Genomic DNA, 14860 nt, shown 5'->3' with positions numbered 1-14860 from the left:
CACCACGTTCACACGATTCGGGGACGCGGATGGACTTCAGCCTCTTCTATTTCGCCAACAACGACACCGAGCGGCAGGACTGCTACCGGCTACTGCTGGAGGGCGCGCGCTTCGCCGACGACCACGGCTTCACCGCCGTGTGGACCCCCGAGCGCCACTTCCACGCCTTCGGCGGCCTGTACCCCAATCCCGCGGTCACGGGCGCCGCGGTCGCCGCCGTGACTAAGCGGGTGGCCGTGCGGGCCGGCAGCGTGGTGGCACCGCTGCACCACCCGATGCGGATCGCCGAGGAGTGGTCGGTCGTCGACAACCTCTCCAACGGGCGGGCGGGGGTGGCCATCGCCTCGGGGTGGCACGCCGCCGACTTCGCGTTGCGGCCGGAGAACTACGAGACCCGCAAGAGCGCGCTGATGGACACGATCGACACGATTCGCCGGCTGTGGCGGCGGGAGCCGGTCGAACTCGTCGACGGCGCGGGCGAGTCGGTGTCGCTGACGATGTTCCCGCCGCCGGTTCAGCCTGAGCTGCCGTTATGGCTGACCAGCGGCGGCTCCCCGGCGACGTTCGAATTGGCCGGACGGCACGGCCTGGGCGTGCTCACCCACCTGCTGGGCCAGGAGATCGGGACGCTGGCACAGCGAATCGCCGAGTACCGGGCGGCATACCAGGAGCACCAGGGCGACGGGGGACGCGCCCACGTGTCACTGATGTTGCACACCTTCGTGGGCACTGACCGCGAGGCTGTGCGGGAGACCGTGCGCGAGCCGTTCTCCCGCTACCTCGCCAGTTCCTTCGACCTGCTGGTCAAGGCTGCCGAGGCCGCGGGCGCCGACGGCGCCGCGATGATGCGGGAGCTGAAGAACGTGAGCGAGGAGGACCGCCGTTTTCTGGTGGCCCAGGCCTTCGACCGGTACTTCGAGAGCAGCGGCATGTTCGGGACCGTCGAGGACTGCATGGCCATGCTCAAGCAGCTCGCCCACGTCGGCGTGGACGAGGTCGCGTGCCTGGTGGACTTCGGCGTGGCGACCGACCAGGTCGTGGACAGCTTCCAGCACCTCGCCCGGCTGCACGACACCTGGCGTGCGTACGCCGGGCGCTGAGGGCCCCCGTGGGCAACCACTGTCCCGGGGCGTCTGAGAGGCCCCGGGACACCCTGCTGGAGACCCAGGGCCGGCGCAGACGGGACGCGGACCGGCAGCCCCTTACCCCGCCACACGGCCCGTCGTAGGCCCGCGTCGCCAGCGGGACGACGGCGACCCCAGGCCCGAGAACGTGAGCACCGACGACTGGACGGAATGCCGCAGCGGGAGCGCAGGATCCACAAGATTGCCGGTCGGGTCGCCCCACAGCTTCCAAAGGGCGGTGACCAGAACAGTCATCGGGTTTCACTGGGCGAGGGACTGCAGCCGTCCCGGCAGGTCGGCGACCTGGTAGACGGTCGCCGACAGAAACGACGTCGGCATGGTCACGAGCGTCGCGATCGCATGGACCCTTTTTGCTCGCGCTCGCCGGCGTCAGACCGGACGGTCATGGCCGCCCAACGAGGAAACCTCGCGGGGAACCGGAAGCGGTGTGGTGACCGGGATGGTGTGTCCGTGGTGTCGGCTACGCCGCGTTCCGGTGGTGAGGATGCCGAGCAGGTGCGGCTGCTCGCCGAGGTGCCCCAACAACGGTGCTTTGGGCCGGGAGCGGGCGGGTGAGCTGATCCGGCAGAGTCCGGACGCGTCGTTACGGGCGATCGCTCGGCAGGCAGCGACGTTCATCGCTGTCCGACGATGAGCCGACTGGCTACGGTCCTGGGCGCTCCGAGGTGCCAGCGGCGGGTTCGACGCCGATCACCGGCACCCGGATCCCGGCCCCCGCCTGACGGGCACGCCGCAGGAGCAGGTGCCCCGCCGCGACGTCCTGCGCGGCGATGCCGAGCGACTTGAAGACCGTGAGCTCGTCGGCGTTCGTCCGTCCCGGATGGTGGCCCGACAGTACCTCGCCGATCTCGGCCCGGATGCAGTCGGCCGTCAGCCGGCCCTCCTCCAGGGGTATCAGCAGGTCGTCGGCCTCGTTGAGGGCGGATTCGCGGCTGTCCACGAACACGCCGGCCCGCTGGACGACGGAAGTGTCCAGTTCGCGCTTGCCGCGAAAGCTCGCGCCGATCGCGTTGACATGGGTCCCGGGGACGAGCATGTCGGCCGACAGCAACGGCCGGCTGCTGGCCGTGGTGGTGCAGACGACTTCCGCGCCGCGCGCGGCCTGGCCGACGTCCGCCGTGCACCGGACGTCGAGGGCCGGAAGCGTCTTGCGGGCCCAGTCGGCGAGGCGGAGCGCGCGCTCGGGGCTGCGGTTCCAGATGCGCACCTCGTGCAGGGCGGGCATCACCTCCGCCATGGCCGCGATGTGGCTGCGCGCCTGCGTGCCGGCGCCGAGGACGGCGAGGACGCCGGCGCCGGGGACGGCCAGCGCGCGGGTTGCGGCGGCCGATGCGGCCGCGGTGCGGAGAGCGGTGACGGCGACGGCGTCGATGACCGCGCTGGGCGCCCCGGTCGCCGGGTCGAACACCAGGACAACGCCGCTGTGCGGGCCCATGCCGTACTTCGCGTTTCCAGGCTTGATGACCATGACCTTCACGCCGAACGCGGCCGCCGGGTCGTCGTCCGGGCCCGCAACGACGGCGGGCATGGTCGCCAGTGCTCCGGCGTCGTCATCGGCGAGGACGCCGCGCAGCGGCTGAGGGGACCGACGCGCGCTGTGGTCGCGGAAGACCCGGTCCATGAGGTCGATCGCCTCGGCGGGCGTGAGTAGATCGTGAACGGCGCGACCGTCGAGGATGAGCAGGCCGTCACCGGCCGGGCCCGACCAGGCCGGCTCCGGGTGCGACGTCATAGGGCGATCGCCTGACCGATGATTTCCTTCATGATTTCGGTCGTCCCTCCGTAGATGGTCTGCACGCGCGCGTCGACGAAGGCCCGGCCGATGAAACCCTCGGAGCTGTAGCCGTACGCCCCGTGCAGCTGAAGGCACTGATCGCTGACCTTCTTGCACAGCTCGGTGTTCCACCACTTCGCCATCGAGGCCTCCTCGGTGAGCAGGGCGTCACGGTCGTGCTCCACAATGCACCGGTCGGTGAATGGCCGCGCCACCTCCAGCTCCGTCGCCATCTCGGCGAGCTGGAACCGGACGTGCTGGTGGCCGGTCAGGGGCTGACCGAACACGATTCTCTGCCGGCAGTACTCCAGGGTCTCCTCGAAGAGCCGCTCCGCGAGGGCGAGGGCCGACACCGCGATGGACAGGCGTTCGCGGGGAAGGTTCTGCATCAGGTACACGAACGCCATGCCCTCCTTGCCCAGAAGGTTGGCCCGCGGCACCCGTACGTTGTCGAGGAAGAGCTCGATGGTGTCGAGCGAATGCAGGCCGATCTTCGGTATGGGGCGGCCGGGAACGACGCCGGGCATGTCCGGATGAACCACGAACAGGCTCGCCGGTGACGTGCGCTGACCCTCGCCCTGCCGGTCGCCGTGATCCCGGGCGACGACGATGATGTTGTCGGCGACCAGGCCGTGCGTGACGAAGGTCTTCTGTCCCTGCAGGACGAACCCGTCACCGTCCGGCCGGGCGGTGGTGCGCATCGCGGAGACGTCGCTGCCCGCCTGGGGCTCGGTGATGGCGATCGTGCTGATGGCCTCGCCCGAGCAGAAGGCGGGCAGCCACCGTCGCTTCTGCTCGTCGGTCGCCAGGCTGGTCAGATAGCCGCCGGCCACCTCGCTGTGCAGGTTGAAGGCCGGGCTCAGCGTACCGGCCCGCGCCAGCTCCTCGTTCCGGATCGCGTGGTAGCGGTAGTCGGTCACTCCGGCACCGCCGTACTCCGGACTGATGTCCGGAGCCAGGATGCCGGCGCGGCCGGCGGCCAGCCACAGGGACCGGTCGACGACCCCCGCCGCCTCCCACTTGCCCAGGTTCGGTGTCATCTCCCGGGCGATGAACGTACGCACCAGGGACCGGAACGCCTCATGGTCGCTGTCGAAGATCTCACGCTGCACGGGGTATCGGCCTCCGGTCTGGTGGAGCGGCTATGCCGGCTGCTTGCTGGAAGCGCTGATCTCGTTGCCGGCGACCCCATCCAGCACGGACACCCTGGGAATCAACGTACGCAGACGTTGGATCATCACGTGGCAATAGGCGGCGTTGTGCGCGTCGTCGCGCAACCGCGGGTGCGGCATCTTGCCTTCGCGGGGATGCTCGACGCGGAGGCGGACGGCGTCGGATCCCGGCGGTGCCAGGCCCAGCTGCCCGGGAAGTGACCTCATGCTCGCCGGGAGCTCGATGGTGACGCCCCGTTCGGTGGGCTCCACCCAGCGCACCTCGCTGGCCGATACGGTCGGCGGCCGGAACGCCTCACTGTAGATGTACGGCCGCGCGACCAGGTCGATGTCGAGTGCGCACCGGGCCAGCGGGTCGGACCACCACGGCTGGGAGCGGGCGAAGTCGTACAGGAGACGGTCGAAGGTGTCGCGGTGCGAATGCAGCACCAGGTGCGCGGCCTGCCCGATGTTGAGCAGATCGTAGTTGTCCGCGGTCGACACCGAACGGGCGACGAACCGGCCGATCTCGTCGTCGCGCTGCTGGAGGAACCGGCTCGCCGCGGCGAAGAACTCGTCGAACGGCTGGATGCCCTGGTCGTCCAGGTACCGCGCGAGGTAGTACCCGGCTCGCGCGTTGTACAAGCTCTGAACGGCGTAGTAGAACCACGTGCCCTCCACGCATTCCTCGGCCGTGACCCACTTGGTGGCGACCACGACGTCGGCCTCGGCGCGGTCATCCGGCGCCCGGACCACCTCGATGCCGAAGGTCTCCCGCTTCTCGTACAGTGACGTGTTCGGCAACAGCAGCTGGGGGTAGATCGTCAGCGTGTCCGCTCGCATGCGGCAGAGCCGGGCGACGCCCGCCTGGAACGACGCCAGGGTCTCACCCGGCAGCGGCCAGATCATCTCGATGAACGAGCTCATGTTCTTCTCGGTCAGCGTGCGCTGCAGGTCGATGTACGTGGTCTCCCGGATGTTCTCGCGCTCGATCAGTCGCAGAGCATCCGTGGTGACGGTCTGCAGCGAGATGGGCTGGCTCGTGACCAGACCGCCCTGGATGAGGATCTCGGTGATCTCGGCGACCCGTTCCGGCCGGTTCTTCGCCGCGGCGATCACCATGGACGTGGGGAATCCGTACTCCTGCTTGCAGGCGACGATGTGCTTGCTCAGGTCGACATCGCGCGGTGACAGCCCCCAGTTGGCGTCGGCGATGAAGACGCTGGCGATACAGTTCTCGCTGATCCACTGAATGTCGGCCCGGACGCGGTCCTCGTCGAACTTGTACACCTTCGAGTTCGTCGCCGCGCCCCAGAAGCAGAAGCCGCAGTGGAAGGGGCATCCGCGGTTGGTCTCCAGCACGGTGAAGGTGTATTCGCCTCCGTCGAAGATGCCGGCCGCGAACGGCGAAGGCAGCTCGTCGAGGTGCTTCAACCGCGGAGTGAGTTCCGTCGTGCGAAGCTGGCCGTCCGCCCAGTAGCTCACGCTGGACACCTGGTCGAAATCAGGCTCGTCGGTCGCCATGGTGCGCAGGAACTCGTAGAACGGCTGCTCGCCCTCGCCGTTGCACACGACGACGGGGGTGTGCTCGGGCGCCACGTATTCCGCCGCGCGGTTGATCACCTGCGGGCCGCCCAGAAGGTAGTGGGCGTCCGGCCGACGCTCGAGGAGCCGCCGCAACAGCTCCTTCACCACGCCCATGTTCCAGATGTAGCAGCTGAAGGCATAGATGTCGCTCTCGCGACCGATCAGGTCCTCTTCCAGCTGGTCGATCTCACCGCGCAGGCCGCGGGTGTAGATGTCGAAGTCGTAGTAGTCGGCGATCGCCTGATCCTGGCAGGCGTACGCCTGAAGGTAACCCGAGACGAGCGGCACGGTGTTTTCGTAGACTGACAGCTCGACGAGCGTGACACGTTTGGTTTTCATCGGATCCCCCCGTACTACCCTTGTCGGCTGCGGAGAACGGCCGCGAGATCGCTCAGCACGGGATGCTCGTGAATGTCCTCCGGTCGCATGGTGATTCCGCGGCGCCGGCCCTTGCTCACCAGGCGGATGACCCGCAGCGAGTCCCCTCCGATGTCGAAGAAGTCCTGCTGCGGGTCGACGGTTTCCAGGCCCAGCACCTCGCACCAGAGCGCGACCAGCTCCGGGTCGACGTCCCCCGGCTGTTCGGTGACGCCGCCACCGGCCTCAGACTCCTGCGGCAGAGGCCGCGCGCGGAGGTCCTCGCGATCGATCTTGCCGTTCGCGGTGGCCGGCAGCGCGTCCACGCAGACGATCGCGGCCGGGACCATGTAATCGGGCAGGATCTCAGCGGTCCGCTTGCGCAGCATGTCCCCATCGGCGCCGGGCGCCACCACATACGCCACAAGGAGTTCTTGGTGATGGGCCACGACGGCGGCGGAACGGACCGAGGCGTCCTTCAGCAGCGCCGCCTCGACCTCGGCGGGCTCGATGCGGAAACCTCTCAGCTTGATCTGATCGTCGGTCCGGCCGCAGAAATGCAGCGTGCCGTCGGCCGACCGGCGCACGGCGTCCCCGGTGGCGTACATCCGGGCGCCGGGGTCGGAGCTGAACGGGTCCGCCGGGAAGCGGGCCTCGGTGAGATCCGGGTTCGCCACATATCCCCGGGCCAGGCCGGCTCCGGCGAGGTAGAGCTGACCGAGCGCCTCCGGCCCGGCCGGGCGCAGGTTCTCGTCGAGAACGTAGGCCACGATGTTGCGGATCGGGCGCCCGATGGGCGGGAAACCGCCGTCCGCCCCATCGGCGGAGACGACCTCGGCCCACGTGGCCACCACCGTGCATTCCGTGGGGCCGTAGTTGTTGCAGAGCCGGAAGGGCAGGCCCGGCGGGGGATACCGATGGAGGCGATCGCCGCCGACCAGCATGGTGCGCAGGGCCACCGTGCCGTCCTCCCGCCGCGGCCACTCCAGGTCGAGCAGCTCCTCGGCCAGCGGGGTGGGCACGAAGGCTGTCGTCACCCCGGTCTCGTGGAGCCAGGAGACGAGTTCGCGGGGGGACCGCAGCAGCGGGGAGTCCACGATGTGCAGCGCGGCGCCGGCGGCGAGGCAGGGCCAGACCTCCAACGCGAAAGCGTCGAACGACGGCCGCACCAGCTGCGTGAGCCGGTCACGCTCCGTGATTCCGTACGCCTCCAGGTACCAGTCCACGAGATTGGCCAGTCCGCGGTGCTCGACCAGGATCCCCTTGGGCCGGCCGGTGGACCCGGACGTGTAGTTGACGTACGCCACGTCGTCGTTCCCGGCGGCCGGGGGAGCGTCCGGCGCCGCCTCGTGCCCCTGGCCGGCGTCGAGCCGGTCGAGGTGCAGCGTCTCCACCGGGAGCTCCGCGGACCCCGGCCACACCGTGCTCCGGGTGAGCACCAGGCTCGTCCCGGACTCCTTCAGCATGTGGTTCGTGCGTTCCGTGGGCTGGGTCGTGTCGAGCGCGAGATAGGCGCCGCCGGCGGTCATGACGGCCAGCGCCGCGATGACCAGCTCGGCGGAGCGTTCCAGGCCCAGCCCCACCACCGAGCCCGGCGCGACGCCTCGCCCGCGCAGCGTACGGACCAGCGACGCGACCCTCGTGCCCAGTTCTCCATAGGTCACCACGACCGGCCCGTCCACCAGGGCCACCCGGTCGGGCTGCCGCTCGACAAACCGTTGCACTCGTTCGGGAACCGGAGGTCGGATGTTCATGCCAGCCCTTCCTCGTATGCCACCGCGTCGGCCTTCGACAACTCCGACGCCACCAGCGCGACGACGTCCGCCGGGCGTTCACTCAGATAGAAATGGCCTCCGGGAAAACGCTCGAGGCGGAAATCTCCCGCCGTCAGCTCCTGCCAGGCCCGGGTGGCCGCCTCCGGCGTCTCGTCGTCGTCATCGCCGATGAGCGCGGTGATCGGCACCGTGAGTGGCGATGCGGCGGCCGGGCGGTAGGTCTCGACGATCTGGTAGTCGGATCGGAGCGGGGGCAGAAACGGCGCCAACAGGTCACGGTCCTCCAACAGCGTCTCGTCGATCGTGCCGAGCCGGTTCAGCTCCTCGATCAGAACGGAGTCGGGGGACCGGTGAAACGCGGTACGGCGGCGCCGTGCGGGTGCCGGATAGCCGGACACGAAGAGTGCGGCCAGCCGGGTACGGGGGTTGCCGGACAGCCTCTTCGCGACCTCGAAGGCCACCGCCGCGCCCATGCTGTGGCCGAAGAGCGCGAGCGACTGATCCGCGTGTGGCAGCAGGACCTCGGCCACCGCGTCGGCCATCGTGTCCATGGCGGATATGGCCTGGTCATGAATGCGGTCCAGGCGGCCGGGATACTGGACGGATATCAGCTCGAATTCGGGTGGCAGCAGGGGTGCCCAGCCGCGAAAGAATGGAGCGCTCGCGCCCGCCGGAGGAAGACACACGAGCCGGACCCGGGCGTCCGGCCGGGGATGGTAAATGCGCAACCAATCGCGTTTTGAGGGCATCAGTCACCCCGATGCCGAATCGTTCCGTCACCGGCCGGCGAAATGTGGCACACGGTGGACTCCTGTTTTCGAGCTTATGGAAGCGCGCCATGTCGCTCATGCGGCGGCCGCCCCGGCCGGCTCCATTGATCGAGCCGAATCATGGCGTTCTTGCGGGGCGGCAGTCAAGGGCGGACAGGCCCGCTGTACGGTGTTCAACTGCGTCGCCCGCGCAGTTGAACACCTTTATCGACGTCACTTCATTTGACCGCGCGGTGACGATCGGACTCCTGGAAGATTTCGATGACATATGTGCCGGGATCCAGGACCGCCGCGTGTTCTTCCTGATCGCCGATGACGAAGGTCTCGCCACCCGGCCACGCCCAGGTCTCGCCCTCGAGCGTCAGGGCGACACAGCCGTCGAGGACGATGAACTATCTCGATGCGGTGTCTTGGCCCGACGACATCGCGGACCGGAGTGTATATACGGCCCTGATGATCATCCTTATTTCGCTGATTATCACGGTTTTCTCTTGGCATTACCAATGCGCGCCCGCCAATGTAGCTACATCGGGTAGGGATAGCAACCCTTGACATCGACGATCTTCGTGGATACGGTCCGGAACTTACGCGGTTCGGCTGCCACAGTCGGCGTACAACGGGGGCATTATGTCGGCGGATTGCGTGCGACCTCACCCTGCCCGGAGTCGGCCGGAGACCCGCGTTATCCCGGCGTGACCGGCTGGACCGGACCATTTCCGAATCGCCGAGGGCGACCTGATCCAGACTCTCCCGGCGGAAGGTCAAGTGCCCCGTGTCCAGTCCCCGCTATCCGCTCACCTGCTCCCGGGCTCCCATGCCCGACTCCGCACGCGCCGAGATCGTCGCCTCGCCGGTGTTCGGCCGGCATCTCACCGACCACATGGCGTCGGCCACGTGGACGGTCCGGAAAGGCTGGCGGGACCGGAAGGTCGGTCCGCTCGAACCGTTCACGCTGCACCCGGGAACGGCCGTGCTGCACTACGGTCAGGAGATCTTCGAAGGGCTGAAGGCCTACCGCCACGCCGATGGCGGGGTGTTCCTCTTCCGCCCGGAAGTCAACGCGCGGCGGTTCGCCCACTCCGCGCGGCGGATGGCCCTCCCACCGTTGCCGGAGGAGGACTTCCTCGCCAGCATCGAGGCCCTGGTCCGCGCCGACGAGCAGTGGGTGCCCCTCCGCCGACGCCGGAGACAAGAGCCTCTACTTACGCCCTTCATGTTCGCAGCGGATGAGTTCACGGCTCTCCGGGTCCCCGAGCGGGCCGTCTACTCCGTCATCGCCTGGCCCGCGGGCCCCCTCTTCCCCTCCGGCCACAACGGGGTGACGCTCTGGATCAGCAGCCGCTACACCCGGTCGGCTCCCGGTGGCACCGGCGACGCGAAGTGCGGCGGCAACTACGCCGCGAGTATGGCGGCCCAGATCGAGGCCACCGAGCACGGCTGCGACCAGGTTTTGTACCTGGACAGGACCGGTGGAGAGGGGAATCTGGAAGAGGCGGGCACGATGAACGTGTTCCTCGTGACCGGGGACGGCCTCCTGGTCACTCCCGCCCTCGGCGCGATTCTCGACGGTGTCACCCGCGACGCCGTGCTGTCGTTGGCCGCCGAGTTTGGGCTCACGCGGTCGGTGGGGGCTTCCCGGCAAGCAGACGATGGCGCTGCGCGAGCACCTTCTAAACATCCAGTTCGGTCGGGTGGCGGACCGTTACGGCTGGATGCGGCGGGTGGTGTGAGCGCGCGGCGCTTCTCCTCCGAGTCGAAACGACGAGGTCGCAGTAATTCCACAACCGTTCCCCAACCTTGAACTGCCATGATTCGCCAGCGCACACGGGGCTGACGGTTTGCGCCTAGAACCAGCTCCGGAATGTGCGACGACACCATCGGCCAGCGCGAGGAGCGGGTGTGACGAACCCATTCGAGGATCCGGAGATCGACTACATGGTGCTCATCAACGACGAGGGTCAGCGTTCGCTATGGCCCGCGTGGGCGGATGCCCCGGCGGGATGGCGGATCGAGGTCGAGCCTACTGACCGCGAGTCGTGCCTGGCCCATGTCGAGGCGAACTGGACCGACATGAGGCCACTGAGCCTGGTCCGCGCCGTGGAGCAGGCACAAGTGGCGGGCCGGGCCGAGCTGGGCGCGGCGTCCACCTCGGAATGAACGGACGGACGCCGCGCCGGTGTCGCATACCTGGGAGGAGGCCGGATGTCGACGCGGGCATGGCGACTGTTGCGTGCCGGTGGTGACGCGCCAGCGGTCCTGTGTGTGGACTACAGCCAGACCCAGGCGCGTGCCGAGGCGACCTTCCACGATCTCGCCGCCGCGCTTCCCGCCCGGTACCCGGTCTGGGGCACCGATGAGGGCGCCTGGCGCGACGAAGACCTTCCGGCCGAGCCAGTCGCCGAGATCGCGGCCATCCTCGGGTTCTGCGCCGGCGCGAGCCTGGCGTGCGCTCTCGCCGACCGGGTGGCCCGCCGTACCGGCACGCCACCGCCACTGGTCCTGTTCGACCCGTGGGCGGTGACCGCGGCGGCGCTGCTGCACGAGTTCGGTCGAGCCGTCGAGGGCGTCGCGGCCGGTGTGGCGCCCGAACGGCTCGACGCCGCCAAGGCTGAGGCGCGGGAGCTTCTGTCGGGTTATGCCGACCGGTCCGGTCCCCGGCTGGCGCCGCTGGCCGACGCACTGGCCGACCACTACGCCGCGCTCGCCCGACCGGCCTGCGCCGCGCAGCGCGTGCCCGAGCGCATCGTCGACCAGCTGTGTGCCCGGACCCGGGGCTTCCTGGACTACCTCGTACGCTCCGCTTCGGTGCCGCTGCGGTGCCCGACCCCTGCGCTCGTGGTCACGGCGGCCGGGTTCGAACCGCCGCCGGTGTCCGGCCCGCATCGGGTGCTCCACCTCGACGTCGATCACCCTGGACTGCTGGCCGCGCCCGAAGCCACCGCGGCCGTCGCGCGGACGCTGGACGGCGACGCGGAGGTCGGGCAGCCGCGGTCCGAGCCGTCGGAGGTCCGCTGGTGAAAGGGTCCGCCGACCGTACCAGCGCGGCAGCGGTGATGTCGCCCGGCGGCGGTCCGGTCAGCCGCAAGGAGCAGGCGCTGTGGTTGTTCCAGCGGCTCGCGCCGGAGGCGACGGTCGACAACCTGGTGTTCGCCATCCGTACCTCGGTCACGCTCGACCTCGCCCGGCTGGCCGGCGCGGTCCGTGAGCTACTCCGCCGTCATCCCGCGCTGCGGACGACCTTTCCTGCCTCGCGTGGTGTCCCGGTACGGCGGGTACTCGACGCTGACGACGTTCGGCCACCGGTGTCCACGGTGGCCACGACGGGCGACCGATTGGCCGCGACGCTCACGGCACTGGCCGGCCCGCCGTTCGACCTCACCACCCAGGTGCCGCTGCGGATCAGCCTCGTCACCCTCGCCGAGGGCGGCAGCGTGGTGTGCCTGGTGGTGCACCACATCGCATTCGACGGACGCTCGGCCGGCATCGTGCTCCCCGAGCTCGCCACGATCTACATGCAGAAATTCCCGTCGACCGCCACGGCGCCCCGGACTCCCGCGCCGATCGGCCGGACGCCGTCCCGGGACAGCCTGCGGTACTGGGTCGACGCGCTGGCCGGTGTCGACCCGGCGGCCCAGCCGTTGCGACAGGCCAGGCCGGAACCGCCGACGCCGACGTTCGCCGGGGGCCGGCTGGACCGTGATCTCGCCTCCGCGGCCCGGCTGGCCCTGGACACCCTCCGGTCCCGGTTGCGAGTCACCGACAACATGGTGCTGCTGGCGACGTACCTTCTTCTCCTGGCTCGGCACGGTGCCGGACCGGATCTCGTGGTCGCCGTGCCGGTGGACATCCGCGGCCGCGACGACGCGGCGAGCGTCGGCTTCGGGGTCAACACGATCCCGTTGCGAGTCGCGGTCGACCTGCGAGCCGGGTTCCGGCAGCTGGCCGCGCAGGTGCGCGAGCGGCTCGCCGCCGGGTTCGCGCACGCGGACGTGTCGTTCGAGAGCCTGCTCGGCGAGCTGGGCCTGGACACCGCCAGGACGTGGCGGGCGCCGCTGTTCCGGCACATGTTCAGCTTCCTGCCACCCGCCACGGTGGTGCCGGCGGGTCCGCTCCCGGACGCGGAGTGGGTCGCCGTCGATCGCGGGACCAGCCGCTACGACCTACGGTTCGTGGTGCTGCGCTGGCCCGACCGGTTCGAGCTGCAGGTCGAGTACGCCACGGAGATCCACGACGAGGCGGTCGTGCGAGCGCTCGTCGAGCGGTTCGAGCTGCTGCTGCGGGCGGCCGCCGCCGACCCCGATCGCCCGGTCGGCGAGCTGGACCTGTGGCACGCCGACGAGCAGGCCACGGTGGCCCGGGTCAACGGGGACGGCCTGGCCTGGCTGGCCGGGCGGGGCCCGACCACACCCCTCGTGCCGCACCGCATCGCCGACCGGGCGGGCCGGACACCGCGGCGGTGCGCGTTCCTGGAGGACGGCCGCGTGGTCGACCACGGCGACCTGGCCGCTCGCGCCGGCGCGGTCCGCCGCGAACTGGCGGCCACCGGAGTCGGACCGGGCGACATCGTGGCGGTGGCCGCACCCCTCGGTGCGGACCTCGCCTCCGCGGTCCTCGCGGCCTGGTCGCTGGGTGCCGCGTACCTGCCCCTCGACCCGGCCGAGCCGCCGGAACGGTTGCGGGCACGGCTGGACACGGCCGGAGCACGGGCCGTCGTGGTCGGTGGTGACGCGGACGCGCCGGCCGTCGCGGGAACACCGGTGGTGCGGCTCCCCGCGTCGTGGCCGGGCCCCACCGGCGATGCGCTCGCCGATGGGCTCACGGCCGTCCGTGGCGACGACCGGGCGTACGTGATCTTCACATCGGGTTCGACGGGCGAGCCCAAAGGGGTCGAGATCACCCACGCGGCGCTGGCGAATGTCGTGGACTTCTTCGGCCTGTACCTCGCGGTCACCGACGACGACCGGATGCTGTGGCTGACGTCGTTCGGCTTCGACATCTCGGCGTTGGAGCTGTTCCTGCCGCTGTGCCACGGCGGCGGCGCGGTGGTGGCACCGGCCGAGGCGCGGGTACGGCCCGGGCTGCTACTGGATCTCGTCGCGCGCCACGACGTGCGGATCCTGCAGACCACGCCGACGATCTGGCGGCTGGTAGCCGGGCAGCTGCGTGACGACGAGCTCGCCGGCCGGCAGGTGCTGTGCGGCGGCGAGCCGCTGTCGGCGGCGCTGGCCGCTCGCCTGCTGCGGTCGGGCTGCCGACTGCACAACGTATATGGGCCGACCGAGACGACGATCTGGTCCACGGTCGCCGAGATACACCCCGGCCAGAGTGATCCGGTCGGGATCGGCACGCCGGTCGCGGCCACCGTCGTCGACGTCTGCGACGCGTCCGGTCGTCCGCTGCCCCCCGGCCTCGTGGGTGAGCTGCGCATCGGCGGCGCCGGGGTGGCCCGCGGGTACCTGGGCCGGCCGGACCTCACGGCCGAGCGGTTCCGCGAAGACCCGGTGCTCGGCCGGCACTACCGCACCGGCGACCTCGCTACCTGGCGATCCGACGGCACCCTCGAGCTGCTCGGCCGCGCCGACCGGCAGGTGAAGCTGCGCGGCCGCCGCATCGAGCTCGGCGAGGTGGAGGCCGCGCTCGAACGGCACCCCGGGGTGGCCGCCGCGGCCGTCGTGGTCCGTGGCGATCCGCAGGCCGACGGCCGACTCGTCGGCTACCTGCAGCCACGCCTGGCGAGCGACGAGCCTCGACTGCGCGTTGAGGTGTCCCGCCACGCCGGCGCCGTGTTGCCGCACTACCTCGTCCCGGCCGACCTCGTGGTGGTTGCCGTGTTGCCGCGTACCAGCTCGGGGAAGGTCGATCACCGGGCCCTGCCGGACGTGCCGGCAGGCGACGTCGCGGCTCCCGCATCGGCGACCGGCGGCGACCCGCTGGTCGGCTCGCTGATCGAGATCTGGACCGAGTTGCTGGGCCACGCCGACCTCGACGAGCACAGCAACTTCTTCGCCAACGGCGGGCAATCGCTGCTCGCTGCCGTACTGACCGCCCGCGTCGGCGAACTGACCGGCCTGGACGTGTCGCTGTCGGATGTGCTGGCGGCACCGACACCGCACGAACTCGCCCGCCTCGTGGGACAGGGGCCTGACCCGGGCCGGGCCGGCGACGCCGACGGGTCCCGGACCTCGTCGAACCTTCCGGACACGGCGCAGCGAACGACCGTCGCCGGAAGACCCAAGTGACAGCTGCGTGGCGCGGTGTCCGGTGTGCACGGCGCCGGTATGCGAGCAGCGGTGAAGGAGCG

11 protein-coding genes are annotated in these 14860 nt (G+C 70.1%); 6 read left to right on the top strand and 5 right to left on the bottom strand.

Annotated features, from left to right (window positions below; translation table 11 throughout):
• Positions 1-29 precede the first annotated feature (29 nt).
• Positions 30-1100: a MupA/Atu3671 family FMN-dependent luciferase-like monooxygenase gene (locus ACIA5C_RS00065; protein ID WP_396049609.1), complete on the top strand. Its 1071-nt coding sequence runs from the start codon at positions 30-32 to the stop codon at positions 1098-1100.
• A 688-nt stretch (positions 1101-1788) separates the two neighbouring features.
• Here ACIA5C_RS00065 and ACIA5C_RS00060 read toward each other — a convergent pair.
• Genes ACIA5C_RS00060 through ACIA5C_RS00040 form a run of 5 tightly spaced genes read right to left on the bottom strand, consistent with a single transcriptional unit; the run spans position 1789 to position 8538 of the window.
• Positions 1789-2877, bottom strand: coding sequence for an ornithine cyclodeaminase family protein (locus ACIA5C_RS00060; protein WP_396049607.1), 1089 nt, complete (start codon positions 2875-2877; stop codon positions 1789-1791).
• Positions 2874-4031 carry an acyl-CoA dehydrogenase family protein gene (locus ACIA5C_RS00055; RefSeq protein WP_396049605.1) on the bottom strand — a complete coding sequence of 386 codons (1158 nt, stop codon included), beginning with the start codon at positions 4029-4031 and terminating at the stop codon, positions 2874-2876. The genes ACIA5C_RS00060 and ACIA5C_RS00055 overlap by 4 nt, the downstream gene beginning before the upstream one ends.
• Before the next feature lie 30 nt (positions 4032-4061).
• Positions 4062-5996, bottom strand: coding sequence for a B12-binding domain-containing radical SAM protein (locus tag ACIA5C_RS00050; protein WP_396049604.1), 1935 nt, complete (start codon positions 5994-5996; stop codon positions 4062-4064).
• A gap of 14 nt (positions 5997-6010) precedes the next feature.
• Positions 6011-7768 (bottom strand): non-ribosomal peptide synthetase, encoded by a 1758-nt coding sequence (locus ACIA5C_RS00045; RefSeq protein WP_396049603.1) that lies wholly within the window; start codon positions 7766-7768, stop codon positions 6011-6013.
• Positions 7765-8538 (bottom strand): thioesterase II family protein, encoded by a 774-nt coding sequence (locus ACIA5C_RS00040; protein ID WP_396049601.1) that lies wholly within the window; start codon positions 8536-8538, stop codon positions 7765-7767. Before ACIA5C_RS00040 ends, ACIA5C_RS00045 begins: the two co-directional genes overlap by 4 nt.
• An 89-nt stretch (positions 8539-8627) precedes the next feature.
• Between ACIA5C_RS00040 and ACIA5C_RS00035 the strand changes: the two genes are divergently transcribed.
• From ACIA5C_RS00035 to ACIA5C_RS00015, 5 genes are all read left to right on the top strand, one after another.
• On the top strand, positions 8628-9095 hold the full coding sequence (locus ACIA5C_RS00035; RefSeq protein ID WP_396049600.1) for a hypothetical protein: 468 nt from the start codon (positions 8628-8630) through the stop codon (positions 9093-9095).
• 278 nt (positions 9096-9373) lie between these two features.
• Positions 9374-10360 (top strand): branched-chain amino acid aminotransferase, encoded by a 987-nt coding sequence (locus tag ACIA5C_RS00030; protein ID WP_396049598.1) that lies wholly within the window; start codon positions 9374-9376, stop codon positions 10358-10360.
• A 98-nt stretch (positions 10361-10458) separates the two neighbouring features.
• A complete protein-coding gene (locus tag ACIA5C_RS00025; protein WP_396049596.1) occupies positions 10459-10716 on the top strand; it encodes an MbtH family protein in 258 nt (85 codons plus the stop codon).
• Between the two features lie 45 nt (positions 10717-10761).
• On the top strand, positions 10762-11577 hold the full coding sequence (locus ACIA5C_RS00020) for a hypothetical protein (RefSeq protein ID WP_396049595.1): 816 nt from the start codon (positions 10762-10764) through the stop codon (positions 11575-11577).
• A complete protein-coding gene (locus ACIA5C_RS00015) occupies positions 11574-14798 on the top strand; it encodes an amino acid adenylation domain-containing protein (RefSeq protein ID WP_396049593.1) in 3225 nt (1074 codons plus the stop codon). Before ACIA5C_RS00020 ends, ACIA5C_RS00015 begins: the two co-directional genes overlap by 4 nt.
• Positions 14799-14860 lie beyond the last annotated feature (62 nt).

It is taken from the genome of Actinoplanes sp. NPDC051343, from assembly GCF_044455125.1.
GTDB lineage: Bacteria > Actinomycetota > Actinomycetes > Mycobacteriales > Micromonosporaceae > Actinoplanes.
The sequence above is the reverse complement of the archived record's forward strand: the minus strand, read 5'-3'. Positions and strand labels throughout refer to the sequence as shown.

Excerpts from the sequence above, each read along its gene's own strand:
- ACIA5C_RS00030 (WP_396049598.1), top strand. The coding sequence starts at position 9,374 with ATGCCCGACTCCGCACGCGCCGAGATCGTCGCCTCGCCGGTGTTCGGC.
- ACIA5C_RS00020 (WP_396049595.1), top strand. The coding sequence starts at position 10,762 with ATGTCGACGCGGGCATGGCGACTGTTGCGTGCCGGTGGTGACGCGCCA.
- ACIA5C_RS00035 (WP_396049600.1), top strand. The coding sequence starts at position 8,628 with ATGTCGCTCATGCGGCGGCCGCCCCGGCCGGCTCCATTGATCGAGCCG.
- ACIA5C_RS00045 (WP_396049603.1), bottom strand. The coding sequence starts at position 7,768 with ATGAACATCCGACCTCCGGTTCCCGAACGAGTGCAACGGTTTGTCGAG.
- ACIA5C_RS00050 (WP_396049604.1), bottom strand. The coding sequence starts at position 5,996 with ATGAAAACCAAACGTGTCACGCTCGTCGAGCTGTCAGTCTACGAAAAC.
- ACIA5C_RS00065 (WP_396049609.1), top strand. The coding sequence starts at position 30 with ATGGACTTCAGCCTCTTCTATTTCGCCAACAACGACACCGAGCGGCAG.
- ACIA5C_RS00040 (WP_396049601.1), bottom strand. The coding sequence starts at position 8,538 with ATGCCCTCAAAACGCGATTGGTTGCGCATTTACCATCCCCGGCCGGAC.
- ACIA5C_RS00060 (WP_396049607.1), bottom strand. The coding sequence starts at position 2,877 with ATGACGTCGCACCCGGAGCCGGCCTGGTCGGGCCCGGCCGGTGACGGC.